General features: G+C 72.4%; 20 protein-coding genes. 13 read left to right on the forward strand and 7 right to left on the reverse strand.

Annotation, left to right across the window (positions count from 1 at the left end; all coding sequences use genetic code 11):
• Positions 1–79 precede the first annotated feature (79 nt).
• From NBW84_RS00540 to NBW84_RS00555, 4 genes are all read left to right on the forward strand, one after another.
• Positions 80–1,741 (forward strand): cobyric acid synthase, encoded by a 1,662-nt coding sequence (locus tag NBW84_RS00540; RefSeq protein WP_250280727.1) that lies wholly within the window; start codon positions 80–82, stop codon positions 1,739–1,741.
• Between the two features lie 393 nt (positions 1,742–2,134).
• Entirely contained in the window at positions 2,135–2,803 is a 669-nt protein-coding gene (locus NBW84_RS00545) for a hypothetical protein (RefSeq protein WP_250280644.1), read from the forward strand.
• Positions 2,804–3,076: 273 nt separating this feature from the next.
• On the forward strand, positions 3,077–3,271 hold the full coding sequence (locus tag NBW84_RS00550) for a hypothetical protein (RefSeq protein ID WP_250280646.1): 195 nt from the start codon (positions 3,077–3,079) through the stop codon (positions 3,269–3,271).
• A 180-nt stretch (positions 3,272–3,451) separates the two neighbouring features.
• A complete protein-coding gene (locus tag NBW84_RS00555) occupies positions 3,452–7,405 on the forward strand; it encodes a cobaltochelatase subunit CobN (RefSeq protein ID WP_445548377.1) in 3,954 nt (1,317 codons plus the stop codon).
• Positions 7,406–7,823: 418 nt separating this feature from the next.
• Here NBW84_RS00555 and NBW84_RS00560 read toward each other — a convergent pair whose 3' ends face one another.
• The 5 genes from NBW84_RS00560 to NBW84_RS00580 all read right to left on the reverse strand — a co-directional run bounded on the left by NBW84_RS00560 (position 7,824) and on the right by NBW84_RS00580 (position 11,787).
• Positions 7,824–8,126 (reverse strand): hypothetical protein, encoded by a 303-nt coding sequence (locus NBW84_RS00560; RefSeq protein WP_250280651.1) that lies wholly within the window; start codon positions 8,124–8,126, stop codon positions 7,824–7,826.
• Between the two features lie 517 nt (positions 8,127–8,643).
• Positions 8,644–8,907, reverse strand: coding sequence for a hypothetical protein (locus tag NBW84_RS00565; protein WP_250280653.1), 264 nt, complete (start codon positions 8,905–8,907; stop codon positions 8,644–8,646).
• 203 nt (positions 8,908–9,110) lie between these two features.
• Positions 9,111–9,857: a response regulator transcription factor gene (locus NBW84_RS00570; RefSeq protein WP_250280655.1), complete on the reverse strand. Its 747-nt coding sequence runs from the start codon at positions 9,855–9,857 to the stop codon at positions 9,111–9,113.
• 188 nt (positions 9,858–10,045) lie between these two features.
• Positions 10,046–10,684, reverse strand: a complete 639-nt coding sequence (locus NBW84_RS00575; protein ID WP_445548600.1) for a response regulator — start codon at positions 10,682–10,684, stop codon at positions 10,046–10,048.
• A gap of 533 nt (positions 10,685–11,217) precedes the next feature.
• Positions 11,218–11,787 (reverse strand): tetratricopeptide repeat protein, encoded by a 570-nt coding sequence (locus NBW84_RS00580; RefSeq protein ID WP_250280658.1) that lies wholly within the window; start codon positions 11,785–11,787, stop codon positions 11,218–11,220.
• Positions 11,788–12,302: 515 nt separating this feature from the next.
• Between NBW84_RS00580 and NBW84_RS00585 the strand changes: the two genes are divergently transcribed.
• From NBW84_RS00585 to NBW84_RS00595, 3 genes are all read left to right on the forward strand, one after another.
• Complete coding sequence (locus NBW84_RS00585; RefSeq protein ID WP_250280660.1) at positions 12,303–13,301, forward strand: hypothetical protein; 999 nt, start codon at positions 12,303–12,305, stop codon at positions 13,299–13,301.
• Between the two features lie 99 nt (positions 13,302–13,400).
• A complete protein-coding gene (locus NBW84_RS00590; protein WP_250280662.1) occupies positions 13,401–14,258 on the forward strand; it encodes a class I SAM-dependent methyltransferase in 858 nt (285 codons plus the stop codon).
• Between the two features lie 178 nt (positions 14,259–14,436).
• Positions 14,437–15,519 (forward strand): glycosyltransferase family 2 protein, encoded by a 1,083-nt coding sequence (locus tag NBW84_RS00595; protein ID WP_250280664.1) that lies wholly within the window; start codon positions 14,437–14,439, stop codon positions 15,517–15,519.
• Positions 15,520–15,542: 23 nt separating this feature from the next.
• Here NBW84_RS00595 and NBW84_RS00600 read toward each other — a convergent pair whose 3' ends face one another.
• A complete protein-coding gene (locus tag NBW84_RS00600; protein ID WP_250280667.1) occupies positions 15,543–16,928 on the reverse strand; it encodes an oligosaccharide flippase family protein in 1,386 nt (461 codons plus the stop codon).
• Positions 16,929–17,290: 362 nt separating this feature from the next.
• Between NBW84_RS00600 and NBW84_RS00605 the strand changes: the two genes are divergently transcribed.
• On the forward strand, positions 17,291–18,649 hold the full coding sequence (locus NBW84_RS00605; RefSeq protein WP_250280669.1) for a glycosyltransferase: 1,359 nt from the start codon (positions 17,291–17,293) through the stop codon (positions 18,647–18,649).
• Positions 18,650–18,900: 251 nt separating this feature from the next.
• On the opposite strand, the gene NBW84_RS00610 is transcribed toward NBW84_RS00605, so the two are convergent.
• Positions 18,901–19,065 (reverse strand): hypothetical protein, encoded by a 165-nt coding sequence (locus tag NBW84_RS00610; protein ID WP_250280671.1) that lies wholly within the window; start codon positions 19,063–19,065, stop codon positions 18,901–18,903.
• Between the two features lie 94 nt (positions 19,066–19,159).
• Between NBW84_RS00610 and NBW84_RS00615 the strand changes: the two genes are divergently transcribed.
• From NBW84_RS00615 to NBW84_RS00635, 5 genes are read left to right on the forward strand one after another with little or no spacing between them, the layout of a single operon-like run.
• Positions 19,160–20,140, forward strand: a complete 981-nt coding sequence (locus tag NBW84_RS00615) for a sugar transferase (RefSeq protein WP_250280672.1) — start codon at positions 19,160–19,162, stop codon at positions 20,138–20,140.
• Complete coding sequence (locus NBW84_RS00620) at positions 20,034–20,744, forward strand: sugar phosphate nucleotidyltransferase (protein ID WP_250280673.1); 711 nt, start codon at positions 20,034–20,036, stop codon at positions 20,742–20,744. The genes NBW84_RS00615 and NBW84_RS00620 overlap by 107 nt, the downstream gene beginning before the upstream one ends.
• Positions 20,745–20,761: 17 nt before the next feature.
• Positions 20,762–22,009 (forward strand): DegT/DnrJ/EryC1/StrS family aminotransferase, encoded by a 1,248-nt coding sequence (locus NBW84_RS00625; RefSeq protein WP_250280674.1) that lies wholly within the window; start codon positions 20,762–20,764, stop codon positions 22,007–22,009.
• A gap of 47 nt (positions 22,010–22,056) precedes the next feature.
• A complete protein-coding gene (locus NBW84_RS00630) occupies positions 22,057–23,067 on the forward strand; it encodes a hypothetical protein (protein WP_250280675.1) in 1,011 nt (336 codons plus the stop codon).
• Positions 23,067–24,047 (forward strand): SDR family NAD(P)-dependent oxidoreductase, encoded by a 981-nt coding sequence (locus tag NBW84_RS00635; RefSeq protein ID WP_445548378.1) that lies wholly within the window; start codon positions 23,067–23,069, stop codon positions 24,045–24,047. The genes NBW84_RS00630 and NBW84_RS00635 overlap by 1 nt, the downstream gene beginning before the upstream one ends.
• The last annotated feature ends 173 nt before the right edge of the window (positions 24,048–24,220 follow it).

Raw genomic sequence — 24,220 nt, forward strand, 5'->3', positions numbered from 1 at the left:
GCTCGGCACAGGCCGCCGCACAGCCCGCTTCCCCGGCTCGCGCGCGGGCCGCTGCCCGGCCGGGCCGGCGGGGCCGGCGGTGAGCGGGGGAGCGCTGCTGGTCGCCGGGACGGCGTCGGACGCGGGCAAGAGCGTCGTCACCGCCGGGCTGTGCCGCTGGCTCGCCCGCGAAGGCGTGCGGGTCGCGCCGTTCAAGGCGCAGAACATGGCGCTGAACTCGGTGGTGACCGCGGACGGCGCGGAGATCGGCCGGGCCCAGGCGATGCAGGCCGCCGCCGCCGGGGTCGAGCCGGAGGCGGCGATGAACCCGGTGCTGCTCAAACCCGGCAGCGACCGGCACAGCCAGCTCGTCGTGCTGGGCCGCCCGGTCGCCGAGGTCGACGCGCTGGGCTACCGCCCGTACAAGGCGCGGCTGGCCGGCATCGTCGCGGACTGCCTGGCCGACCTGCGCGGCCGGTTCGACGCGGTGATCTGCGAGGGCGCCGGCTCCCCCGCGGAGATCAACCTGCGGGACACCGACATCGCGAACATGGGCCTGGCCCGGGCCGCGAACCTGCCGGTGCTCGTCGTCGGCGACATCGACCGCGGCGGGGTGTTCGCCGCCCTGTTCGGCACCCTCGCGCTGCTCGACGCCGGCGACCAGGCGCTGGTCGCCGGCTGGATCGTCAACAAGTTCCGCGGCGACCCCCGGCTGCTCGAGCCCGGGCTGCGCCAGCTCGAACGGCTCACCGGCCGTCCGGTACACGGGGTGCTGCCGTGGCGCTCCGGGCTGTGGCTGGACGTCGAGGACTCCCTGGACCTCGCCTCCTATCCGGCCTCCTACCCGGCCCACCCGGACGCCGGCAGCGCCGGCACACCCAACGCCGCCGACACCCACAGTGACGAAACTGCCGCCGACGGTACCGGTAGTACCGGCGGCAGCAGCACCAACAGCTACCCGGGGGACGTCCTGCGGGTGGCGGTGATCCGGCTGCCGCGGCTGTCCAACATCACCGACATCGACGCGCTGCGGGCCGAGCCCGGGGTGCTGGTGGGCTTCGCGACCCGCCCCGACGACCTCACCGACGCCGATCTGGTGGTCGTCCCCGGAACCCGGGCGACCGTCGACGACCTCGGCTGGCTGCGCCGGCGCGGCCTGGACGCCGCCCTGCGCGCCCGGGCCGCGCGGGGCCGGCCGGTGCTGGGGATCTGCGGCGGCTACCAGATGCTCGGCCGGCGCATCGACGACCCGGTCGAATCCGGCGCCGGGACGGTCTACGGCCTCGGCCTGCTGCCGGTGACCACCGCCTTCGCCCCCGACAAGCTGCTCGGCCGCCGTACCGGGACGACCCCCGACGGCCTGACCGTGACCGGCTACGAGATCCGCCATGGCCGGCTCACCGTCCACGACACCGGGCCGGTCGCGGCGTCGGCGGGTGGGTCGGCGAGAGGGGCGGTCGGGGGATCGGCCGCCGAGCCGTTCGCCGCGGACGGGGTGCGGGCCGGCGCGGTCGCCGGCACGAGCTGGCACGGGCTGCTGGAGAACGACGAGTTCCGCCGGGTGTTCCTCATCGACGTGGCGGCCCGCGCCGGGCGCTCGTTCACCCCGGCCCGCACCTGTTTCGCCGACGTCCGCCGCCGCCGCCTGGACGCCCTCGGCGACCTGGTCGCGGACCATCTCGACACCGCGGCCGTCCGCCGGCTGCTCGAGGGCGGCCCGCCGGCCGGCCTGCCCTTCGTCCCGCCGGGAGCACCGAGGTGACAGCGGCCCCACGGCCGGCCGCCGGGCGCCGCGCGGACGGCCGCCCACCGGCCGTCCGGAGAAATGACCGTTATGGCCGGCTCGACGTGATCCGGAACGGCTGTCGTTCGTCCCGGCCGGCGCGCCGGCCGATGATCGGCTCGTCCTGGCCTGTCGGTAATCCGTCGGCGGGGATCCGCTCATCTGTTTCCCGTCACAGCGTCAGGCGCTGTATACCGGTCTGGCCGGGACGAGCAGGATCCGCGGGAGTGGTCAGGCCTGCCCGGGTAATGACCATCCGGGCGGGCGGAAGGCCCGGAAGAGGCGCCGAAGTCGGAACAGGCTCTCAAGGGGGTACCGAGCTTGTCGAACGACCCGTGGTGGCGAAATCCCAATATCGTCATTCCCTCCCTCGTGGCTGTGCTGACGGCGGTGCTGGGGCCGCTGGTGGCCCTGGCCCTCACCGGCAGCGGAACGGTGCAGCCCCCGCCGCCGCCCCCGCCCTCGACCTCGCCGTCCACCAGGACACCCGCACCCACGCCCACGCCGACCAGGAGCCACACGCCGAGCCCGGTCCGTACGACGCCGACGTCCCGGCCGCCGTGCACGCCGGGGACGGCCTCGCCGGCCCTTGACACCGATCAGGCGGCCGTCTGCGCGCTGCTGAGCAGCAGCAAGATCGATCGTCGCTCCTGCTACAGCCGTCCCGACCTGGAGTCGGTGGCCCCCTGGAACGCCCTGACCGCGATCACGTGCGAGACCGCCACGGACTCCACCAAGATCCAGTTCCTGCGCTACCGGACCGTCGCGGACCTGAACGCGTACCTGGACCGCGCCGCGGGCTCCGTCAACGGCCTGGGCAACTGCAAGGAGGGCCAGGAGGCGAACACCACCTGGTACCACTCGTCGGGCTCCGTCAAGGAGACGCTGGGCCGCAAGGTGTGCATCTTCCTGAAGGACGGCAAGTTCCAGATCAACTGGGCGTTCGACTCCGAGCGCGTCGTGGCGGTCCGGGAGGACCAGTCGGCCGTCTCCGTGGCCTCCTGGTGGGACAAGAACGCCTGCCTGCTCACATCCTGCTGACCGCGGGAAACACCGGTCGCGTGACGCGCGGCCCGGCCTGGGCCGACCATCCGCGTCCCGCTTCTGCCGGCTTATTGCCCGGCTCATTGCCCGGCTGGCCGTTCCCGTTGTTCCCGTTGTTCCCGTGTCCGCGGACGCCGGCCGGCAGAGGTGGGCGAGGGTGGGCGAGGGTGGCCGAAGAGCCCGGATCCGGCGGAACAGCCCCTGGCCCGTCCCGTCCGGCTACAGTGTGCCGTTGGTATGCCGTTGGTCGACCGGACTGTGAGGGTCAGCATGCGGTGGCAGGTCCGCAACGCCGGGCAGCGGCACGGCGGTGAGGTACCGGGTGCCGCGGAGGTACCGGGTGCCGCGCATGACAACGGCCCACGGGCCGCCACCCGGCCCGGCATGGACGACATCGGAGCCGGACGCGCCACCGGCCTCCCCCGGGAGATCGTTCTCTCCGACGGCTGCCTGGCCATCTCCTGAAACACCGACGTCCCACCCGGGACCAGGACGTCGACCACCTGGGTTCGCGTGCCGCACCCGTCCGCCGGCTGATCCTTTCTTCTCATCGGGAGTATCGACGTGACACCTCCTGGCAGCGAGCCGGTGATCGTTCTGCTGTCCACCGCCGACACCGAGCTGTTGGCGGCCCGGGCCAGCGGGATGCCGTGGCGGGTGGCGAACCCGGCCCGGCTCGCCGCCGACGGCGTCCCCGGCCTGCTGCGGGGCGCGGACGCGGTGGTCGTCCGGCTGCTCGGGGGGCAGCGGGCGTGGCCCGACGGGCTGGCGGCGGCGCTCGCCGCCGGGCTGCCCACGGTCGTCCTCGGCGGGGAGGCGGTGCCCGACGCCGACCTGATGCGCCGTTCCACCGTGCCGGCCGGCGTCGCCACCGAGGCGCTCGCCTACCTGGTGGAGGGCGGCGCGGCGAACCTCGCCGAGCTGTACCGCTTCCTCGCCGACACGCTGCTGCTGACCGGGTTCGGGTTCGCCCCGCCCACGCCGATGCCCGCCGCCGGGGTGCACGGCATGCGCGCGGCGAAGACGGACCGTCCCACCGTCGGTGTCGTGTTCTACCGGGCGCACGCGACGTCCGGGAACACCGCCTTCGTGGACGTGCTGTGCGACGCGCTGGAGGCGCGCGGGGCCAATGCCCGGCCGGTGTTCGCCGCCTCCCTGCGCGGGCTGGGCTCGGCGTCCGACGACGTCCTCCCGCTGCTGGCCGGGGTGGACGTGCTGATCGTGACGATGCTCGCGGCCGGCGGCACCCGCCCGGCGGACGCGTCCGCCGGCGGGGACGAGGAGGCCTGGGACATCGGCGCGCTCGCCGCGCTCGACATCCCCGTGCTCCAGGGCCTGTGCCTGACGTCGTCGCGGGCGCAGTGGGCGGGCAGCGACGCGGGGCTGTCGCCGATGGACGCGGCCATGCAGGTCGCGATCCCCGAGTTCGACGGCCGGATCATCACCGTGCCGTTCTCGTTCAAGGAATCCGGGCCGGACGGGGTGCCCGTCTACCTGGCCGACCCCGAGCGCGCCGCCCGGCTGGCCGGGACCGCCGCCCGGCTCGCCCGGCTGCGCCACGTCCCGAACGTCGAGAAGAAGATCGCGCTGGTGCTGTCGTCGTACCCGACCAAGCACGCCCGGGTCGGCAACGCCGTGGGCCTGGACACCCCGGCGTCCGCCATCCGGCTGCTGGCCGCGCTGCGGGCCGCCGGCTACGACCTGGGCGAGAACGGGCCGGGCGGACGGGGTGTCCCCACCGACGGGGACACGCTCATCCACACGCTCATCGCCGCCGGCGGGCACGACGTCGAGTGGCTGACCGAACAGCAGCTCGCGGCCGCCCCGGCACGGGTGCCGGCGGGCGTGTACCGGCGCTGGTTCGACGCGCTGCCGGCGTCCCTGCGCGAAGGGATGCTCCGGCACTGGGGCGATCCGCCCGGCAGCCTCTACGTCGACCCGCCCGTACTCACTCCCGGTGACGTTCCCGGCGGCTCCGGCGGCGGGAACGACCGGGGCGGCGCAGGCGGCGGGGGTGGCGGCCGGCCGCGGCCCGCGGACGGGCCGGAGCCCGCGATCGTGCTGGCCGCGCTGCGGTTCGGCAACGTCCTGCTCATGATCCAGCCGCCGCGCGGGTTCGGAGAGAACCCGGTGGCGATCTACCACGATCCGGACCTGCCGCCGTCCCACCACTACCTGGCCGCCTACCGCTGGCTGGACGAGGAGTTCGGCGCGGACGCGGTCGTGCACCTGGGCAAGCACGGCACGCTGGAGTGGCTGCCCGGCAAGGGCCTCGGCCTGTCGGCCGGGTGCGCGCCGGACGCGGTCCTCGGCGACCTGCCGCTGGTCTACCCGTTCCTGGTCAACGACCCCGGGGAGGGCACACAGGCCAAGCGCCGGGCGCACGCGGTCATCGTCGACCATCTGGTGCCGCCGATGGCCCGCGCCGACACCTACGGTGACATGGCCCGGCTGGAACAGCTCCTGGACGAGCACGCCACCCTGGCCGCGCTCGACCCGGCCAAGCTGCCGGCGGTCCGCGCCCAGATCTGGACGCTGATCCAGGCCGCCCAGCTCCACCACGATCTCGGGCTGGACGAGCGTCCCGGCGACGACGACTTCGACGACTTCCTGCTGCACGTCGACGGCTACCTCTGCGAGGTGAAGGACACCCAGATCCGCGACGGCCTGCACATCCTCGGCGACGTCCCGGCCGGGGACGCGCGGGTGAACCTGGTGCTGGCGATCCTGCGGGCGTCGCAGGTGTGGGGCGGCACGGCGGGGGCGCTGCCGGGCCTGCGGGCCGCGCTCGGCCTGGTCGAGGGCGGCGGTGCCGCGCGGGTGAAGGTCGACGGTTTCGAGGCGGCCGCCCGCGCGCTCGTCGCCGGCATGGAAGCCACCGGCTGGGACCCGGCCGCGGCGGCCAGGGTGTGCGCGGACGTCCTCACGGACAGTGTTCTTCCCACTGACGCTCTCCCATCCGGCGCCGCCCAGCCCGCCGCCGAGGAGAACGCGGGGAGCATGACCACGGGCAGCGGCAGCGCGGGGAGCAGCGGCAACACCGCCGCAGGCGCCGCCGGCAACGCCCTCGCCGAAGCTCCCGGCACCGTCGAGGGCATCGGAGCCACCGGAGCCACCGGGGACGCCGAAGCGGCCGAAGACACCGGGACAACCGGCGGCGGCGAGGCTGGCGGCGGCGAGGCTGGCGGCGGCGAGGCTGGCGGCGGCGCCTGCGGCCCCGGGTACGCCGAGGTCGAACGGGTGCTCGCGTTCGCCGCCGCCGAGGTGGTGCCGCGCCTGGACCGGACCTCCGACGAGATCACCAACGTGCTGCGGGCGCTGGGCGGCGGGTTCGTGCCCCCCGGGCCGTCCGGCTCGCCCACCCGGGGGCTGGTGGGCGTGCTGCCGACCGGGCGGAACTTCTGCTCGGTCGACCCGAAGGCGATCCCGTCCCGGCTGGCCTGGGAGACCGGCCGGGCGCTCGCCGACTCGCTGCTGGCCCGCCACCTCGCCGACACCGGCTCCTACCCGGCCTCGGTGGGCCTGACCGTCTGGGGCACCTCCGCCATGCGCACGCAGGGTGACGACATCGCGGAGGTGCTGGCGCTGCTCGGCTGCCGTCCGACCTGGGACGACGCCTCCCGACGGGTGACCGGTTTCGAGGTGGTGGCGCTGGCTGAGCTCGGCCGGCCCCGGGTGGACGTGGTGGTGCGGATCTCCGGTTTCTTCCGGGACGCCTTCCCGCACGTGATCGCCCTGCTCGACGACGCGATCACCACCGTCGCCGGGCTCGACGACGAGGCCGACGCCGACAACCTGCTCGCCGCGCACGTCCGCGCCGACCTCGCCCGCGACGGCGCCGCCCACGGCGACCGGCGGCGGGCGACCAGCCGGATCTTCGGCTCGAAGCCAGGGGCGTACGGCGCCGGCCTGCTGCCCCTGATCGACTCACGGGAGTGGCGTTCGGACGCCGACCTCGCCGAGGTGTACGCGGTCTGGGGCGGCTACGCCTACGGCCGCGGCCTCGACGGGCGTCAGGCCCGCGCCGACATGGAGCAGGCGTTCCGCCGCATCCAGGTGGCGGTGAAGAACGCCGACACCCGCGAGCATGACCTGGTCGACTCCGACGACTACTTCCAGTACCACGGCGGGATGGTGGCGGCGGTGCGGGCGCTCACCGGCGCGTCCCCGGCCGCCTACATCGGCGACAGCGCCGTACCGGACGCGGTGCGCACCCGCACCCTGCGGGAGGAGACCCACCGGGTCTTCCGCGCCCGGGTGGTCAACCCGCGGTGGATCGCGGCGATGCGCCGCCACGGCTACAAGGGCGCGTTCGAGCTGGCCGCGACCGTGGACTACCTGTTCGGCTACGACGCCACCGCCGGTGTCGTCCAGGACTGGATGTACGAGTCGCTGGCCGCCTCCTACGTCTTCGACCCGGAAACCCGCGACTTCATGCGGGCGTCCAACCCGTGGGCGCTGCGCGGCATCGCCGAACGCCTGCTGGAGGCCGCCGACCGCGGCCTGTGGGAGAAGCCGGACCCCGCCACCCTCGACGGCCTCCGCCAGACCTACCTCGACCTCGAAGGCGACCTCGAAGGCCCCGGCGAGAACACCTGACCGGATACCGCCGGCGGGAACACCCGGCACCGGCCCGGCTCCCGCCCCGGGCTGGTCGCCGGCCATGCACCGGCGGCCGTTGCCACGCGGGAGAATGGTGGCCACAGATGGGCCCGCGGGCCGCCCGGTGTCGTGGGCGGCCCGCGGATTTCTCTCCCCGTCGTCCGGCGGAAAGGTGCCGGTGCGCGCCGGCGGTCTCAGGCACGATGTCCCGGCCGTGGGATTCCTGCGGGCGCCGTCATGGCCGGCATGAGCCAGCCGGCGGCTGACTGTCCCACCGGCTTTCCCGGCGGACGAACGGGGTCGTTCACCCGGCTCCCGTCACCATGGGGCCGGTGACTCCCACCTACTTGCAGGACTTGCCCTGCACCTACTTGCAGGACTTGCCCTGCACCTACTTGCAGGATTTGTCCTGTGCCTACTTGTAGGACTCGTCCTGGTGGAACTTGCCGTGCCCGTCGTACCAGCCATGGCCGTCGTACCATTTGCCGTGGTCGTACCAGCCATAACCGTACCAGTCGTGGTCGAATTTCTTGTGGTCGAAGTCCTTGAAACCATATGACTTGAAGTCGTACTTACCGTAGTCGTACCCGCTCCCGTACGACTTGTCGAAATGGCCCGTTGACGGAGCCGCCTGCGCGGCCGCCGGGGCGACCAGGACCGCAGAGAGGGCCACGCCCACCGCGGGCAGCAGGTACAGGGGCTTTTTCACGAGCTTCATGTCGTTTCCCTTCATGGTCGGCCGGTAAGCCGCTGGCTTCAGGAACCGGCGCCTTGCTCCAGGATGCCCGGCCGCCGTGTGATGGTAAACATTGCCATCTTCACCCGTTTTTCTGACGGGGCGTGACAGTGGCGGATGCGGTTCCGCCGGCCGGCCGTTAACATTTCCGCCCCATCCGTCCCGGCGCACGGTCCCGGAAGCGGCCGGAGAACCACCGGCACCGGTGCCCCGCGAAAGCATCGGCTAATACGATGGCGGCCCGCCGCCCACCGGGCGGGAACTGTCCGGATTCTCCGCCCGGTTCACACCACCACACATCCCCCCGGCCCCGGCGGTGGCGGTGGCGGTGGCGTCGCACGCCCACCGCGCCCGGAGCTCACCCGACGGGGTCCGGCGACGGGAGCAGACCATGGTCACAGGTGCGGGGACGGGTGAGGACGGCGCCCGGTTCCAGCTCGTCCTCCCCGCAGCCGGATGGAGTAGGTGGCACCGCGTGGCTGGACCGCGTGACCGGTTCCTACCCGGTGGACGGCTGGGAGGGGCGGGCCGGCCGGCGGCCGCGGCGGCGTGGACGCGGGGTGACGCCCGGCTCGCGGGTGCCGCGGTGGTCGAGCATGAGGGCGAACGGGCGGCCGGGCGCCTGCCCGGCCATCGCGCGCTCCACACGGGCGAGAAGATCGTCGAAACGCGACGCGCGCAGGACCTCGGCGGAGGGCAACACCGCCCACCATCTGTCACCATCGGCGCTCTGGCCGAATATGACCACCGGCGGCTCTGTCATGACGACAACATTGCCGGTCGTCCGCGGACGACCGGCGGCAACAGAGTGAACATACGGTTACGTACAGCCAGGCGACTGGATGACGGCGCCCGGCGTCCAGGCTCGCCGTCACGCCCGTCCGCCGCATTGCCGCGTAAACCCGACAACGGCAGGGTCCTGCCGTCGAACGCGCCGCCCTCGTCGCGGGCGCCCGTCTGCGTCCGTCAGCGTCGGCTGAGCCCTGCCGGCGGCCAGGGCCCGGCCGCGCCGTCGAAGGCCACCACGAAATCCGCCGCCTCGTCCGGTGCTCCGTCGAGAGCGATACCGGCGCGGGCGGCCAACGCGACCGCCGCCAGCCCGGAATGGACCTCAAGCTTGCCGAGCAGGTTCTGGACGTGGGTGCGCACGGTGTTCGAGGACAGGAACAGCTGGGCGGCGATGGCGCCGCGGTCGAGCCCGTTCACCATGCACTGCAGGATCTGCCGTTCGCGGCGGGTGAGGGTGGCGAGCTTCCGCTGCGCGGGGGACGGCTGCGCCGACCGTGCCAGCTCGGTGAGAACAGCCCCCAGCAGGGACGGCGGAAACCAGCTCTCACCGTCACGAATACCTCGTACCACGGATATCAGGTGGCGCAGGCCCAGCCGTTTCGGCACCCACGAACGTACTCCGGCGCGTACCGCGGCGGCGGCCAGACGTGGGTCGTCCAGATCGGTCACAACGATCGTCGGCAGCCGTTCGCACAGCCGTCGCAGTCGCCTGGCGAGTTCGGCCGCGTCTTCACCGAGCAGTTCCACGTCAAGTAGAAGAATGTCCACCTGACGCATGTCCAGAATCCTGTTCGCCGTCTCCAGGCTGGGCACCGCGTCCAGCACCGTGAAATCGTTCTCGATACGTATGGCGGCGGCGATGACACTGCTGAAGGCACGCTGGGAATCGACGATCAGTAGCCGGCTCGGTTGCATGCTGGACATGTACCGTCCGGGTGCTTCCAGCACACCTCCGACGCACCTGCGATCAGCCCGGGAATCGCTCGCGGAAGGGCCGGCCGAAGGCGCGTCAATTGTGGAAGAAGCCCTGTCGTGGCAGGGGCCCCGGCAGGGCAGGAACCTCAGGATCCCTGTCGTGGGAGGGCCGGCCGGGGCCGCGAGGGAAAGCGGGGTCAGCCGGCGCGGTCCAGCAGGCCGGACCTGGCCGCCAGCGCGGCGGCTTCCAGCCGGCTGTGTACGCCGAGTTTGGTCAGCACGTTCTGGATGTGCGAGCGTGCCGTGTTCACCGTGATACCGAGATCCGCCGCGAGAACGGCGGTGCTCTGCCCCCGCCCGAGCCGGACGAGCACGTCCCGCTCCCGGCTGGTCAGCAGGGTGTCAACGGTGGCCGGCGCGCCGGAGCGGCGGGGGGTGCGCGCACCTCGCACGACGGCGCACACGTCGGTCATCGTCTTTCCACGGCCGACGCGTTCCGCGATCGCGATGACCCGTTCGATGTCCTGCGTCTTGGACGCCATCCCGCCGGCACCGGCCCGGATGGCGGCACTGATCGCCGCGACGTCGGTGGAGCCGGTGAGCAGCAGCAGATTCGTCACCGGTGCCAGGCCGGCGAGGGAACGAATCAGATCCAGGCCGTCGCCGTCCGGGAAACCGAGGTCGATCATCCCCAGGTCGGGCCGGTGACATCGGATCGCGTTCTCGGCGTCGGCGGCGGTGAACGCCACCGCGCACACCGTCCAGCCGCGCGCGGTCAGCATCGTCGCCATACCTTCGACGAACATGCGATGGCCGTCGCAGAGAACCACCCTCACGACACGCCCCGACGGATACCGCGGGCCGTGTCGGTCGGCGCCATCATAAACTTCCCCCAATACTCGCGAAATCTCTTCGCCCGACAACCGTGTCCTCGCTCGACAACGAGGACCACTGACTCGTACCCGGCCACCGCGGCGGTATGCCGTATGCGCTCCGCGACACAGCGCGCGGCCCGGCCGGGACCGCCTTCAGTAGCGCAGAATCAGCCGGTTGTCGGGCTTGAGAATTATCTTTCCTCTTGTGGTGTCCGGTATGGGCACCCCGGTGGGGAACACGAGCAGTTCGGGATCGGCGGTACGGGCCCCGGTCCCAGACGTCGATCTGGCCGATGACGCGGGCGGCGAGCTGGCGGCCGTCGGGGCCGTGGCCGATGGCGCCGAGCTGCCAGCGTCCCGGCGTGGCTGTCCGGCGGATGGTGAGGTAAGCCAGTGAGCCGCCCTCGACCAGAGCGGGGCTGCGGGACGCGACCGCCGGTGTGCACAGCCCGGACGCGGCCGCCCGCTGGTCGGCCTCGATGCGGACCGTGCCGTCATCGGCAGCCAGGAGGTTGCTGCCGGCCCCGATGACCCTTGGCGCACTCCCCGCGCGACCGGCGGCGGCGACGAGTTCGGGAAAGTCGCCAGGGTCGTCGAGGACGGCCACTTCCTGGGCGGGGCCACCGAGGGCGCAGCGTGGTCAGCGAGGCGAGTGGGACGTTCGTGGCCAGCCACATGAACGGGGTCTCCTCGTGCCCTCTGTGCGTGCCCTCCAGCGCCACCAGGCTACGCGTGGATGCGGCCGCGACCCTGTCGGCGGCCTCGATGGCCTGGCTCGCCGTCGACGCGGCGAGTGCGGTGCGCAGCTCGGCGAGGCGGGTGCGGACGCGGCCGGAGTCTTGTCCGGCGGTCAAAGCGAGTGCCTGATCGGTGGCCTGGACCGCGCCATCTGGCTGGCGGGTGAGCAGCATGGCCTGGGCGAGGGATACCCCGTGCAGCAGGCGGTTGCGCGGCTGGCTGTGCCCGAACAGGCGCAGTCCATCGTCCAACAGCGGGATGGCCTGCTCCGGCCGTCCCGCCTCCAGCCAGGAGCGGCCAGCGTCGGCGACCCCGGGGTACACCACCCCTGGATCGGTCGGCGCCGGACTACTGGTCGAACTTGCCGTCGCGGATCGGCATACGGGCGGAATCATCGGCGACTGCCACTGGCGGTGGCCGCGCTGGCGCGGCGCGGCATGTATCCGTCGGGTACGGCAGGGGAATCATCCGGGATTTGGTGGGCATCACCATCGGTACCGGGATTCCATGCGCATCCGGACATATCCCGACGAACGGTGAGCGACATGATTCCCGCGGTCGCGGCACGGATGGTCCGCGCTGACTCCATGTGTTTCGCCGGACTGTCGGCGTGATGATACCGATGTGTGCGTCCATACGTCGTTGTTCGGATTTGGGTGTACCGGGAGGAAGCTGTTAGGGTGCCTCCGCCCGGGGGGGTTCGTTCCCGTGAGGAAGTAGTGTGCCCAGAAATCACCTGCCCGCGCCGTTGTCCGGTCCGTTCGAAATATCCGGATCGTCCACTCCGTCCGGCCCGGATGTTCCCCGCGGTCCGCGATCCCGGGCCCGGCACCGAGCTGCCGTGTTGCTGTCGGCTCTGCTGGCGCTGGTGGCGGGCGCCGGTCTCCAGGCCTGCCAGGAGCCGCGGCCGCCGGCGCCCACCCCGCCGCCCCCCTCGGCCGGCGCACCGGCGCCAGCGCTCTACGCGCCGACGAGCCCGTGGAACACCCCGGTCCCAGGGGACGCGCAGGCCGACGCGCACTCGGCCACGATGCTGCACACGGTCGTCGAGGCCGCGCGATCACGAAGCTTCGTGATCGCGGTCGGGGAGTGGTCGAGGCCGCTGTACCACGCCGACGCGGCCACCCCACGACACACCGTCACACTGACCGCCCCGTGGGCACCGGCGTCGACGATCTCCGACGTCCCGATCCCCGCGAACGCCGTCCCCGACCCGGCCGGCGACGGCCACATGGTGATCGTCGACCGTGCGACCGGGTGCGAGTACGACTTCTGGCAGGCGGTGCGGGGCGCCGACGGCGGATGGTCGGCGTCCTGGGCGAACGCGACCTCCACGGCCGGGCCGGGCTGGTACCCCCGCGGCCTGTCGGCGACCGGTTCGGGCGCGGCCGGTGCCGCGGGGGTGATCCGCCCCGAGGAGCTACGGGACGGCGAGATCCGGCACGCCCTGTTCTTCGCCTATCCGGACACGAGAGCCGGCGCCCCCGTCCTGCCGGCCACCGAGGGCGACGGGCGGAGCACGAATGCCGGCGCGATCCCCGAGGGTGCGCGCCTCCAGCTCGACCCGGGCGTGGACCTCTCCGCCCTCGGCCTCAACCCGTACGAAACGATCGTTGCTCGCGCGCTCCAGCGGTACGGGATGATCCTCGGCGACACGGGCGGCGGCGTCGGTCTCGTCGCGCAGAACCCGCTGTCGACCACGGTGCCCTACCCCTGGGGGGACCAGACGTACGTCGACCTGCCGCCCAGCCTGCTCACCCACATGCGGGTCCTCGCCCTCGGCCAGCCGCACGACAACACCGCCTCCCTCGAGCCCACCCCCTGCGCGACCCTGCGCTAGATCACGAGTCAGCGCGCAGTCACGTCACGTCCTGTGACCAAACGTCGACGATGGGGCCGGACCTGGTTACTTCACGCGTACGGGGGCAGAGGAGCGGACATGGACCGAGCGAGCCTCCTCCGCGACAGCATCGGCTGGGACGTGACGAACTGGTCGAGATGCCTGTCCTTCTGGGAGGAGCACAGCAGGTTCCGGGGAAACAGCAGGTTCCGGGACGACGGCGGATTCCGGGGGAAAAATGGCGGGGCAGACGCGGCCACCCCCAGCGTCCTCGAGATCGGTTTCGGTGGGACGCATGGTGGCCTCTCGCTGTGGCTGGCCACGAAGGGATTCCAGGTCGTGTGCTCCGGCCTTCAGGAGCCGTCGCCGGCCGCCCGGCGGCTGCACGCCGAGTACGGCGTCGGCGACGCGGTCACCTACGAGCGGATCGACGTGCTGAACCTCCCGTACACGGCCGCCTTCGACGTCGTCGCCTTCAAGTCCCTGCTGCCGGGAATGACCACCGGCGGTGACAGCTGGCCCGTCCCGCAGCGGAAGGCGGTCGCGAACATGTACCGGGCGCTGAAACCCGGCGGCGAGCTGTGGTTCGCGGAGAACGCGGCGGGGACGAGAATCCACGGTTTCTTCCGCACCCATTTCGGCTGGGGCCGGAAGGGATGCAGTTATCTGTCGGCCGAGGATGCCGTCGGGCTGTTGTCCGCGTTCGGGACGGTCGACTACACGACGCTGGGGATACTCGGTGGATTCGGCCGTTCCGAACGGCAGCGGCGGGCGCTCGGCACCGTCGACCGGGCCCTGTGCGAACGGGTCACCCCGCGGAACTGGCGGTACATCATCGCCGGTGTCGCCCGCGGGGATATCCAGGGGGAAACCGGATGGCACGCCGAGCACGAACGTCCCGGGAAAGAGCCTCCCAAGGTCGGCACGCCGGACGTGGCAGCTCGCCCGGCACCCTGACATGGCGGCCGAGAATGCCGGGACGGAGGGCGCCGTGCCACCGGCCGGCCAGCGTGACATCACGGTCTGGAACACCCCGGACGGGAACACCCTGGCCCGAAGAACAGCCGACCAGGAAACGGCAGACCAGGAGACAGCAAACCGAGAGGAAACAGACCGGGAAACGACGGACCAGGAAATGACAGAGCGGGAAACGATAGACGTCATCATCTCGACATATGACGAGGAACGCTACGTCGGGTGCTGCCTGGACGCAGTGCTGGCGCAGGACTATCCGGCGGAACTGGTGCGGGTCTGGCTGGTCGACGGCGGCTCCCGGGACCGCACCGTCGCGATCGCGGCCGAACGGGCGGCCACCGACCGGCGCCTGAGCGTGATAGCCGACGGGCGGCGCCGCAACCTGCCCGCGGCGTTGAACCTCGCCATCAGCCTCTCCGGCAACGGCCTGGTCGCGAAGGTGGATGCGCACGGCTACCCGGAGCGTGACTTCCTGCGCCGTGCTGTCGCCGTGCTGCGGGACGGCCCGCCCGACGTCGCCTGTGTGGGCGGACGGCCGCGGCAGCACGGCGACACCCGGTTCGGCGCGGCGGCCGCACTCGCCCGCACGTGCCGTTTCGGTGTCGGGGGCAGCGAATACGCGGGCCGGGCGGAACACGCGTTCGTCGACACCGTCCAGTGCGGGATCTACCGGCGGGCGGCGCTCGAACGTGTCGGCCTTTTCGACCCCGACATGGTCTGCGGCGAGGACGAGGAGCTGAACTGGCGGCTGCGGCGGGCCGGCTACCGCATAGTGCTCGACACCTCGATCGGGTTCCACTATCTGGCTCGGCCCTCCTGGCGGGCCGCGTTCGGCCAGTACTACGGATATGGCCGGGCCCGGGTACGGGTGTGCCGGGCACACCACGGCATGCTCCGGCCCCGGCATCTGGCGCCGGCGTCCTTCCTGCTCGCACTTGTGGGGCTGGCGGGAGCGTCGGTCTTTGCGTCCAGAACGCATCGGGCGGTCCTTGCCGCCAGGGCGCGGACGGCCCTCACCGTTGGTGCGCTGGCATATCCCGCCGCCGCGTCGCTGTCGGCGGCCACGGCGGTGAGACGCGCGCGCCGAGGCGGGCCCGTTCCCGGCATGACCGTCGCCGGGGGCCACCCGGACGGGTTTCCGGCGATGACAGCCAGGGTCGCGGCCTGTTTCGGGGCGCTGCACGCGGGCTACGCCCTCGGCACCCTGCGCGGGCTTCTCGACCGGCCACGGCGACACGGCTGAAACGGCTGAAACGAAAAAACGGGTCATCCGTCGCCGCGGAATGTGTTCACCGTCGCCGCCCGGGAGGGCACCAGCCGCGCTGAGAAGCGCAGGCCGACGCGCCCGAGCACGCGCGCGTCACCCCATCGCGGGACAAGAATGCCCCAGCCCGTCCCCAACGCCCGCGCGAAGATGACCGCGACCGCGATCCCGCCGGCCGAATACGCCAGCACCGAGGCGACCGACGCTCCGACACCGCCGTGCCCGGGGATGAGCATGATGTCGAGCGCCACCGTGGCGGCGAACGCGATGCCCACCGCGGCGGTCTCCAGCAGCGGTTTCCCCCGCGCGGTCAGCGCGTTGCCCAGCAGCTTGAGCGCGACGACCCCGAACGCGCCCACCGTCAGAACGCGCAGCTGGACGACCGAGTCCTGGAACTCGGCGCCGAAGACGGTCACGCAGAGAAAAGGCGCGGCCAGGACCAGACCGGCGCCGACCAGAAACGTGATAAGGACCGCCACCCGGAACACGGCCGCGGCCTGCGGGCCGGCATCGCCCCCATGGGAACGCACCAGGTCCGGGCGCTGCACGGCGGCCAGCGCCGTCGGCAGATAGAACAGCGCCTCGGCCCAGGCGACCGCCACGCTGTAGACACCCAGCTGGTGGGCACCGGCGATGGCGCCGACGAGCCACTGGTCGAGCTTGTAGTTGGCGAGCAGCATCGTCTGCCCGGCGTGCGCCTTCATCCCGAAGCCGAGCGACCGTCGCGCCAGGCGCAGGTCGGGGCGGCCGAACCCGGCCGCGCGGCGTCCCACATACCAGGCCATCAGCGCGGTGCCCAGCACCTGGCCGCCGATGCAGGCGGCGACCGCGACGGCGACGCTGAGCATGCCGAGGGCGGCGAGCAGGCCGTCGACGGTGACGTTCACCAGCGGGGCGAGCAGGTACACCGCGTTCGCGAACCCGAAGGCGTAGTCGGCCTGTGCCAGGAACAGCAGGTAGACCTGCATGATCAACAGTGGGACCGATGCGAGGACCAGCCAGCGCAGCCCGGCCGACGAATGCCCGCCGACCTGGGGGAAGAGCGCGATCAGGCCGCCGACCGCGCCGGCGGCGGCCGTCCCCAGCAGGAGGGCGAGCAGCACCGAGTTGGTCGCCAGCGCCGGCCGCAGCCCGGGTTCGGCCGAGGCGAAGTTGACGTTCGCCTGTTCCACGCCCAGCAGGGAGAGCTGGGAGACGACGTAGGCGATCACCGTGAGGAAGGCGACGTCGCCCCGGCCCGTGGCGCCCAGTGACCGCGCGACGATCAGGACGTTGGCGAGGGAGAGGACGGCGACCGCAAGCTGTGTGCCCCAGGTCGCGAGCGCCGACGAGACGAAGCTGGGATGCCGGGGGCCGCCGTCGCCATCCCCCCGCCAAGGCGCGGCCATTCTCGGCAGCCTATATCCACTGTCCGCTGTCCGCCGCTCGCCGTCCGCTCACGGCCGTCCGCTCACGGCCGTCCGCTCACTACCGCGCGTTCTTCTTCGCGTCCTCCTGGCGCACCGGCCCGGGAGGCGACGGGCCAGCGGCTCTCGGCCCTGCCGCTGTCGTCCGTCGTCCCCGCCGTCCCCGCCGTTGCCGGCGCGCCAGGAGGACTGGCCCGCTGCCGGGAGCCGGACTACGCTGATGACTATCCGCTTAATGCCAATGATCAAAGGTGGCAATCTTGCCTCCTCTGGCCGTTCTTGTGCCGCTTTTTGGCATTCTTTGTCACCGAACACCGATCGGGATGACCGAATGATGACCGAACATGGACGGACGCCTGGGCGTCTACTCCGACGACGTCTTCCGGCTTGAGCGGACCGCCGACGGTCCGCGGATCTCCTCCGACCAGGCGTTCCTCCTCTTCACCTGCGCGGTCGGGCAGCACTTCGACCGGCTCGTCCTCTTCGGCCGCACACTCCGCGCGGACCGGCCCGCGGACCACGTCCTGCCGCCCGGCACCGAACTCGTCGCGCTGCCGTACTACGCCAGCCTGCGCCGGCTGGGCGCGTTGGCGCGCGCGGCGGCCGGCACCGCCACCGGGATGTGGCGGGGACTGGCGCGGGTGGACGTCGTGTGGGTGCTCGGGCCGAACCCGTTCGCGATGCTCCTGATCGCGCTCGCTCTCCTGCGGCGCAGACGGGTCGTCCTCGGGGTCCGTCAGGACACCCCCGCCTACTTCCGCAGCCGCCTGCCCGGCCGCCGGTGGGCACCGGCGCTCGTGCCGGTCTGGGCACTGGACAGGAGCTACCGTCTGTTGGCGCGGTGGCTGCCGACAACGGTCGTCGGGACGGAACTCGCCCGCGGATATGGCTCCCGCCGATCCCGTTCCGGCGCCCGGCCTCGACTCCGGCCTCGACTCCGGTTGTGGTTGCGGTTACGCCGATGGGAACAGCGCCGGTGGGCCGGGTTTCCCGGCCACGGGTTTCCCGGCCACGGGTTTCCCGGCCACGGCGGGCGGCGGCGGGCGGCGGTCCTGCCGATGACGGTCACCCTGGTCCCCGCCCGGGACGTCGCCACGGCCGTGCCACAGCGTGACTGGACAGGGCCACTCGAACTGCTCGCCGTCGGCCGTGTCGACCGGGAGAAGAACCCCCTGCTGCTCGTCGACGCCCTCGCCCACCTGGAGCGGCAGCGGCCGGGGCGCCATGTGCTGCGGCTGCTCGGCCGCGGGCCGCTGGAGGACGCGGTCCGGCGGCACGCCCGCCGGCTCGGCGTCGACGGGCGCGTCGTCTTCGGGGGTTACGTCCCCTTCGGCCCGGCTCTGCTGCGGTTCTACCGGCAGGCGCACATCCTCGTGCACGTCTCGCTCACCGAGGGTGTGCCGCAGGTGCTGATGGAGGGCCTTGCCTGTGGGACGCCCGTCGTGGCGACCGACGTCGGCGGCGTGCGCGCCGCGCTCGACGGGGGACGCGCCGGCCTGCTCGTGCCGCCCTCGGACGTCGGGGAGCTGGTGGCCGCGATCAACCGCCTCGTCGACGACGCCGGCCTGCGGGATCGGCTGGTCGCCCACGGCCTGGACACGGCCCGGGCGGTGACCCTGGAAGCCGAGGCCGGCCGGGTCGCCCGCTTCATCGCCGGGGGGAGGCCGGGCCCGGGCGGCTCCCGCCACCCGCATCTGGCGTAGCGGAGTTGGTGCCGATGGGGGAGCCGGTGGCGGCAGGGGCGGACGTACGGTGACGATGCGGTTTCCAGACCCGTCGGCGACCGGTGGAACACCTGCCCCGGGCCGTCCGGCCCGGCCTCCGGCCCCCGGATCCAGCGGGATCCGCCGGACCCAGCCCGGCCACCGGTGGAATCCGCCGGGCCCGGCTGGCGGTGCGCCACCGGCCGACGTGGAAAGCAGGGGGAGGACGTGGTCCGTCGTACGGACGATTTTCATGCGGCCGAACCGGCTCCGACCGCCACGGCCGGGATATCGGAGCGCATCCGGCGAGCTTTCACCACCATCTCGGCACCGGATATCTCGGCACCGGATATCTCGGCACCGGATATCTCGGTGACGGGAATCTCGACGACAGATATCTCGGCGCCGGGACCCATGACGACAGAACCCGCGCGGGCGGAACATCCGGTAGCGGAACGCGCGCATTCGGCCGCGGGGTGCCCGTCCAGCGAAGGATCCGTCTTCCGCGGAATGCCCAGCGCGACGGGTGCGACCGGGCGGACCCGCGGGGAGGCACTTCTCGCTGGGACGAAGATGGTCGCCGAGATGCTGCTGGCGGCTGTCCTGCTGCTGCTGGCCCTGCCCGCGCTGCTCCTGATCGCTCTTGCCATCAAGATCGAATCAAGGGGGCCGGTGTGCTACCGGGCGCTGCGGGTGGGCCATCAGGACAGGCCACTGGCCGTCCTGAAATTCCGGAAAATGCGGGTGGGGACGTCGGGGCCGCCGGTGACGGCGACCGGCGACGAACGGTTCACCCGTATCGGCGCCTTTCTCGCGCGCCGGCGCATCGACGAGATCCCCCAGCTGTGGCACGTCCTGCGCGGGCAGATGAGCCTGGTCGGCCCGAGACCGGAGGATCCCAGGTTCGTGGCCCTGCACCCGCGGGCCTATCAGGAGATCCTGACGGTCCGTCCCGGTCTGTCGGGATGGACCCAGCTCGTCTTCCGGGACGAGGGCGACCTGATCGGCGCCGGGCGGGACGTGGACCCGGTACGCCGCTACGTCGACGACCTGCTGCCGGAGAAGGTGCGGCTCGACCGCCTGTACGCCGGTGACCGTCGGCTCACCACCGACTGCAAACTGCTGCTGTGGACCCCGCTCGTGCTGTTCTGCCGTTTCGATGTCGAATACGCCGGGAAAGCAGAACATGACGGGGGAACCGAGCTCCACAGCAAGTCCGGGCACGACGGGAAAACCGTCGGGTGCGACGGGCGAAAAGAGCTCTTCCGGCTGGTCCGGAATTCTTCTGCCAACGACACGCGAGCCGGACGTGCCACCTGCCGGAGCAGACGGGTTCCGCACCGGGGGGCCGAGGATGGGGATGCCGATGAACGGGACGAACGGGATGAACGGTCTGTCGCACATCAGGGCGGTTGTCCTTGCCGGCGGGCTCGGCACCAGGCTGCGCCCGTACACGACAATCATCCCCAAACCACTCGTGCCGGTCGGTGAACGCCCGATCCTGCAGCACATCATCGACCGGCTGCGAGCCGTCGGGGTGACCAGGATAGATCTCTGCGTGAACTATCTGGGCGGGCTCATCGCGGCCTATTTCTCCCAGGCCCGGCTCGAACCGGGCCTGGAGCTGCACTGGCACTGGGAGGAAAGACCGCTGGGCACGGCCGGAGCGCTGCGGGCCGTCCCCGGTCTCGACCAGACGTTCATCGCCATGAACGGCGACGTGCTGACCGGCCTCGACTACCGTGAACTGGTCGACTTCCATGTCGAGGCCGGCGCCGCCCTGACCATCGCCACCCACAAGAACCCGGTCGACATCGATCTCGGCGTGCTCGAGACCACGGACGGTTATGTCAGCTCCTACCGGGAGAAACCGACGCTGCACTACGACGTGAGCATGGGCGTCTACATCTACGAGCCGCGGGCGCTGAAATACCTCCCGCGTGGTGAATGCCAGTTCCCGGAACTGGTCCAGCGCCTGCTCGCGGCCGGTGAGAAGGTCGCGGCATATCCCAGTGACGCCCCCTGGTACGACATCGGCACGCCCCAGGAATACGAACGGGCGGTACAGGACGTCTCACTTCTCACCGAGCAGTGACAATGACGAAACAGGCCATGACAGAGCAGGCCATGACGAACCGGGCCGAGGCGGGCTGGGCCGTGCCGCTGTCGGATCTCGTCATCGCGGACGACGACCTGCGGGCGGTGACCGACACCTACCGGTCGGGATGGCTCAGCATGGGCCCGCGCACCCAGGAGTTCGAGGGGCTTTTCGCGCGCTTCGTCGGCACCCGGCACGCCGTCGCGGTCACGAACGGGACCGCGGCGCTGCACCTGATGTGCCTGGCGGCCGGGCTGACCGCCGGGGACGAGGTGATCGTCCCGTCGCTGACGTTCGTGGCGACCGCCAACGCCGTGCGCTACACGGGCGCGACACCGGTCTTCGCCGACATCGCCGGGCTCGCGCGGCCGTGGCTGTCCGCGGCCGGCTGCGAGCAGCTGATCACAAGCCGGACGAAGGCCGTCCTGTACGTCGCCTACGGCGGGCACCCCGGGGAGATCGGCGCCCTGCGCGACCTGTGCGCCCGCCGCGGCCTGATCCTCCTCGAGGACGCGGCACACGCCGCCGGGTCGTGGTGGCACGGCCGCCACCTGGGCACCTTCGGCGCCGCCGGCGCCTTCAGCATGTTCGCGAACAAGAACCTCGCGGCCGGCGAGGGCGGCGTCGTGGTGACCGCGGACCCGGTGATCGCCGACCGGGTCCGGCTGCTGCGCTCCCACGGCATGACCACGCTCACCTGGGACCGCCACCGGGGCCACGCGCAGACGTACGACGTCGTCGCACTCGGTTACAACTACCGCATCGACGAGCCGCGGGCCGCGCTGGCCGCCTGCCGGCTGCGGCGGCTGGCCGCGGAGAACCAGCGGCGGGCCCGGCTGGACGCCCGCTACCGGGCGGCGCTGGGCGGCCTCGACATCGTGATCCCGGGCCGTCCCGCGGACGACGGGTGCGCCCGCTCGCATCATCTGTTCACCGTCGTGCTGCCCGCGGACGCCGACCGGGACGCCTTTCGCGGCCACCTGTCCGACCAGGGCATCCAGACCAGCGTCCACTATCCGCCGGTCCACCGCAGCACCGTCCACGCGGCCCCGCCGGAAGCGGCCCGGCGGGAACTCCCGCTGACGGACCGGTACGCGGCACGCACGGTCACCCTGCCCATGTTCGCCCACATGCGCGACGACCAGCAGGAACAGGTCGTGGCCGCGGCGGGGAAGGCCCTGGCACTCGCCAGAACAAGCTCCCGGCGCCGGGACAGCGGCGACGGAGACGCCTGCGAGGTGACGACATGGAGCCACCGATAAAGCCACCGGAGAAACGTCCCACGACGCCATCCACACCGACGTCCCCGATGCCGGGGGCGGCTCCGGGGGCGGCTCCGGAGACGCCGCCGTGGCGGGACGGCCCCGCGTGGGGGCGGGACGACGAGCGTCCCGCCGGCGACCTGCGGGCCCTTCGGGCGCACCGGCTGCTGGTGACGCTGGTCACGCTCGCCGCGCTCGGCGGCGGCCTGCTGGCGCTCGCCCTGCGCCCGACCACCTACCACGCCAGGGCGGACGTCCTCGTGACACCGCTGGCGCAGGACGACGACCACCTGCTCGGGCTGCCGCTCGTCCGCGACCTGGGGGACCCGATCCGGACGATCCAGACCGCCGCCGCCGCCACGGACAACCGCGGCATCGCGCAGGTCACGGCCACCCGGCTCGGCGCACCCTGGACGGCGGAACGCGTCCAGCGGGCCGTCGACGTGATGCCGAAGGGGCAGACCAACATCCTTGAGGTCACGGCCGCCGCGCCCGCGGCGCGGACCGCGACGGATGTCGCGAACACGTACGCGCACTCCCTGATCGACACCCGGCAGGCCACGCTGCGGCGGCTGGTCGACGCCTCGGCCCGCCCGCTCCAGGCCCGGCTCGACGCGCTGCGCAACCAGCCCGGCGCCGCCAGCCAGCAGAGCGCCACCGCCGCCGACCTCGAGCAGCGGCTGATCGAGCTGGGCCAGGTCCGCGACAGCGGTGATCCCACCATGTCGCTGCTGCAGGACGCCGCGCTCCCGCGCTCGGCCGCGGGCGCCCCGGCCTGGCTGGTACTGACGATCAGCACGCTGGCCGGCCTCGTCCTCGGATCGGCGGCGGCGGTCATGACCGAACGGCTCGCCCGCGCCCAGCGCGGCCGGCAGGGCCCCGCCCGGGACGCCGGGCCCGTCCGCGCGACGCAGCCGCAGCCGGCCCCGGGTCCGGCGGACACGAGACCGACAGGCACGACGCCGACCGGCACAGGCTCCACCGGAACGGTACCGGCAACGGACCCGGCGGCCACGGTGGAGGCGCTGGACGGCCAGCCGGCCGGGCCCGCCCGGTGATCGCGCGGACAGTGCTCGTCACGGGGGCGGGCGGGTTCATCGGCGGGCACCTGGCCGCCGCGCTCGTCCGCGGCGGCAGCCACGTCCGCGCCTTTCTCCGGTACAACTCCCGGGGCGAGCGGGGCAGCCTGGAATGGCACGACCAGCACGTCGTCCGCGACATGGAGATCGTCTTCGGTGACCTGCGCGACGTCGAGCCGGTGGCGCGGGCGGCCGCCGGCGTGGAGGTCGTCTTCCACCTCGGGGCGCAGATCGCCATCCCGTACTCCTACGTCAACGCCCGGGACTTCTTCGAGACGAACGTCCTCGGGACCCTGAACGTCGCCGAGGCCGCGCTGCGCGCGGGGGTGCGCCGGGTCGTGCACACCTCGACGAGCGAGGTGTACGGCACCGCCCGCACCATTCCCATGACCGAGAATCATCCGCTGGCGGCGCAGTCCCCCTATGCCGCCAGCAAGACAGGCGGCGACCAGCTGATGGAGGCGTTCCACCGCTCGCACCAGCTGCCGGTGACCGTGCTCAGGCCGTTCAACACCTACGGCCCGCACCAGTCGGCCCGCGCGGTCACGACCACCGTCATCACCCAGGCGCTGGCCGGGGGGACGCTGCGCCTCGGGGAACTCGACACCCGCCGGGACCTCACCTTCGTCTCGGACACCGTCGCCGGTTTCCTCGCCGCGGCGGAGTCCGACGCCGCCGTCGGGCGGACCGTCCACCTGGGCACCGGGCACGACGTCTCGGTGGCGGAGCTCGTCACCGCGGTCGGCGATCTGCTCGGCCGGAAACTGGCCGTCGACGTCGACCGGGCCCGGCTGCGGCCGCCGCACAGCGAGGTCGCCCGGCTGGTGTCGAACCCGGCGCTGGCCCGGGAACTGCTCGGCTGGGCGCCCAGCGTCGATCTCGACACCGGGCTCACCACGACGATCGGATGGATCAAGTCGAACATGGGCCGGTTCCGCGTCGGCGAATACGCGCGATGACCGGCGTGTTCCACCCCTGGACGGCCCGGCCCGCCCGCCGGCGGGCCGGATATCGGCGACTCCCGTATCGAGTAAGGTCTGCTGGGAACAGGGCGTGCCGGCAGCGGGACACCGGCGTATCCGGCCATGGGTGTCCAGTCATACCGGACGGTGCCGTGGCGGTGACGCAGCGG

It is taken from the genome of Protofrankia sp. CiP1_Cm_nod2 (assembly GCF_920664355.1).
GTDB lineage: Bacteria > Actinomycetota > Actinomycetes > Frankiales > Frankiaceae > Protofrankia.

Excerpts from the sequence above, each read along its gene's own strand:
- NBW84_RS00550 (WP_250280646.1), top strand. The coding sequence starts at position 3,077 with ATGCGGTGGCAGGTCCGCAACGCCGGGCAGCGGCACGGCGGTGAGGTA.
- NBW84_RS00555 (WP_445548377.1), top strand. The coding sequence starts at position 3,452 with ATGCCGTGGCGGGTGGCGAACCCGGCCCGGCTCGCCGCCGACGGCGTC.
- NBW84_RS00560 (WP_250280651.1), bottom strand. The coding sequence starts at position 8,126 with ATGAAGCTCGTGAAAAAGCCCCTGTACCTGCTGCCCGCGGTGGGCGTG.
- NBW84_RS00565 (WP_250280653.1), bottom strand. The coding sequence starts at position 8,907 with ATGACAGAGCCGCCGGTGGTCATATTCGGCCAGAGCGCCGATGGTGAC.
- NBW84_RS00570 (WP_250280655.1), bottom strand. The coding sequence starts at position 9,857 with ATGTCCAGCATGCAACCGAGCCGGCTACTGATCGTCGATTCCCAGCGT.
- NBW84_RS00590 (WP_250280662.1), top strand. The coding sequence starts at position 13,401 with ATGGACCGAGCGAGCCTCCTCCGCGACAGCATCGGCTGGGACGTGACG.
- NBW84_RS00595 (WP_250280664.1), top strand. The coding sequence starts at position 14,437 with ATGACAGAGCGGGAAACGATAGACGTCATCATCTCGACATATGACGAG.
- NBW84_RS00600 (WP_250280667.1), bottom strand. The coding sequence starts at position 16,928 with ATGGCCGCGCCTTGGCGGGGGGATGGCGACGGCGGCCCCCGGCATCCC.
- NBW84_RS00605 (WP_250280669.1), top strand. The coding sequence starts at position 17,291 with ATGGACGGACGCCTGGGCGTCTACTCCGACGACGTCTTCCGGCTTGAG.
- NBW84_RS00610 (WP_250280671.1), bottom strand. The coding sequence starts at position 19,065 with ATGGGTCCCGGCGCCGAGATATCTGTCGTCGAGATTCCCGTCACCGAG.
- NBW84_RS00615 (WP_250280672.1), top strand. The coding sequence starts at position 19,160 with ATGCCCAGCGCGACGGGTGCGACCGGGCGGACCCGCGGGGAGGCACTT.
- NBW84_RS00620 (WP_250280673.1), top strand. The coding sequence starts at position 20,034 with ATGAACGGTCTGTCGCACATCAGGGCGGTTGTCCTTGCCGGCGGGCTC.
- NBW84_RS00625 (WP_250280674.1), top strand. The coding sequence starts at position 20,762 with ATGACAGAGCAGGCCATGACGAACCGGGCCGAGGCGGGCTGGGCCGTG.
- NBW84_RS00630 (WP_250280675.1), top strand. The coding sequence starts at position 22,057 with ATGCCGGGGGCGGCTCCGGGGGCGGCTCCGGAGACGCCGCCGTGGCGG.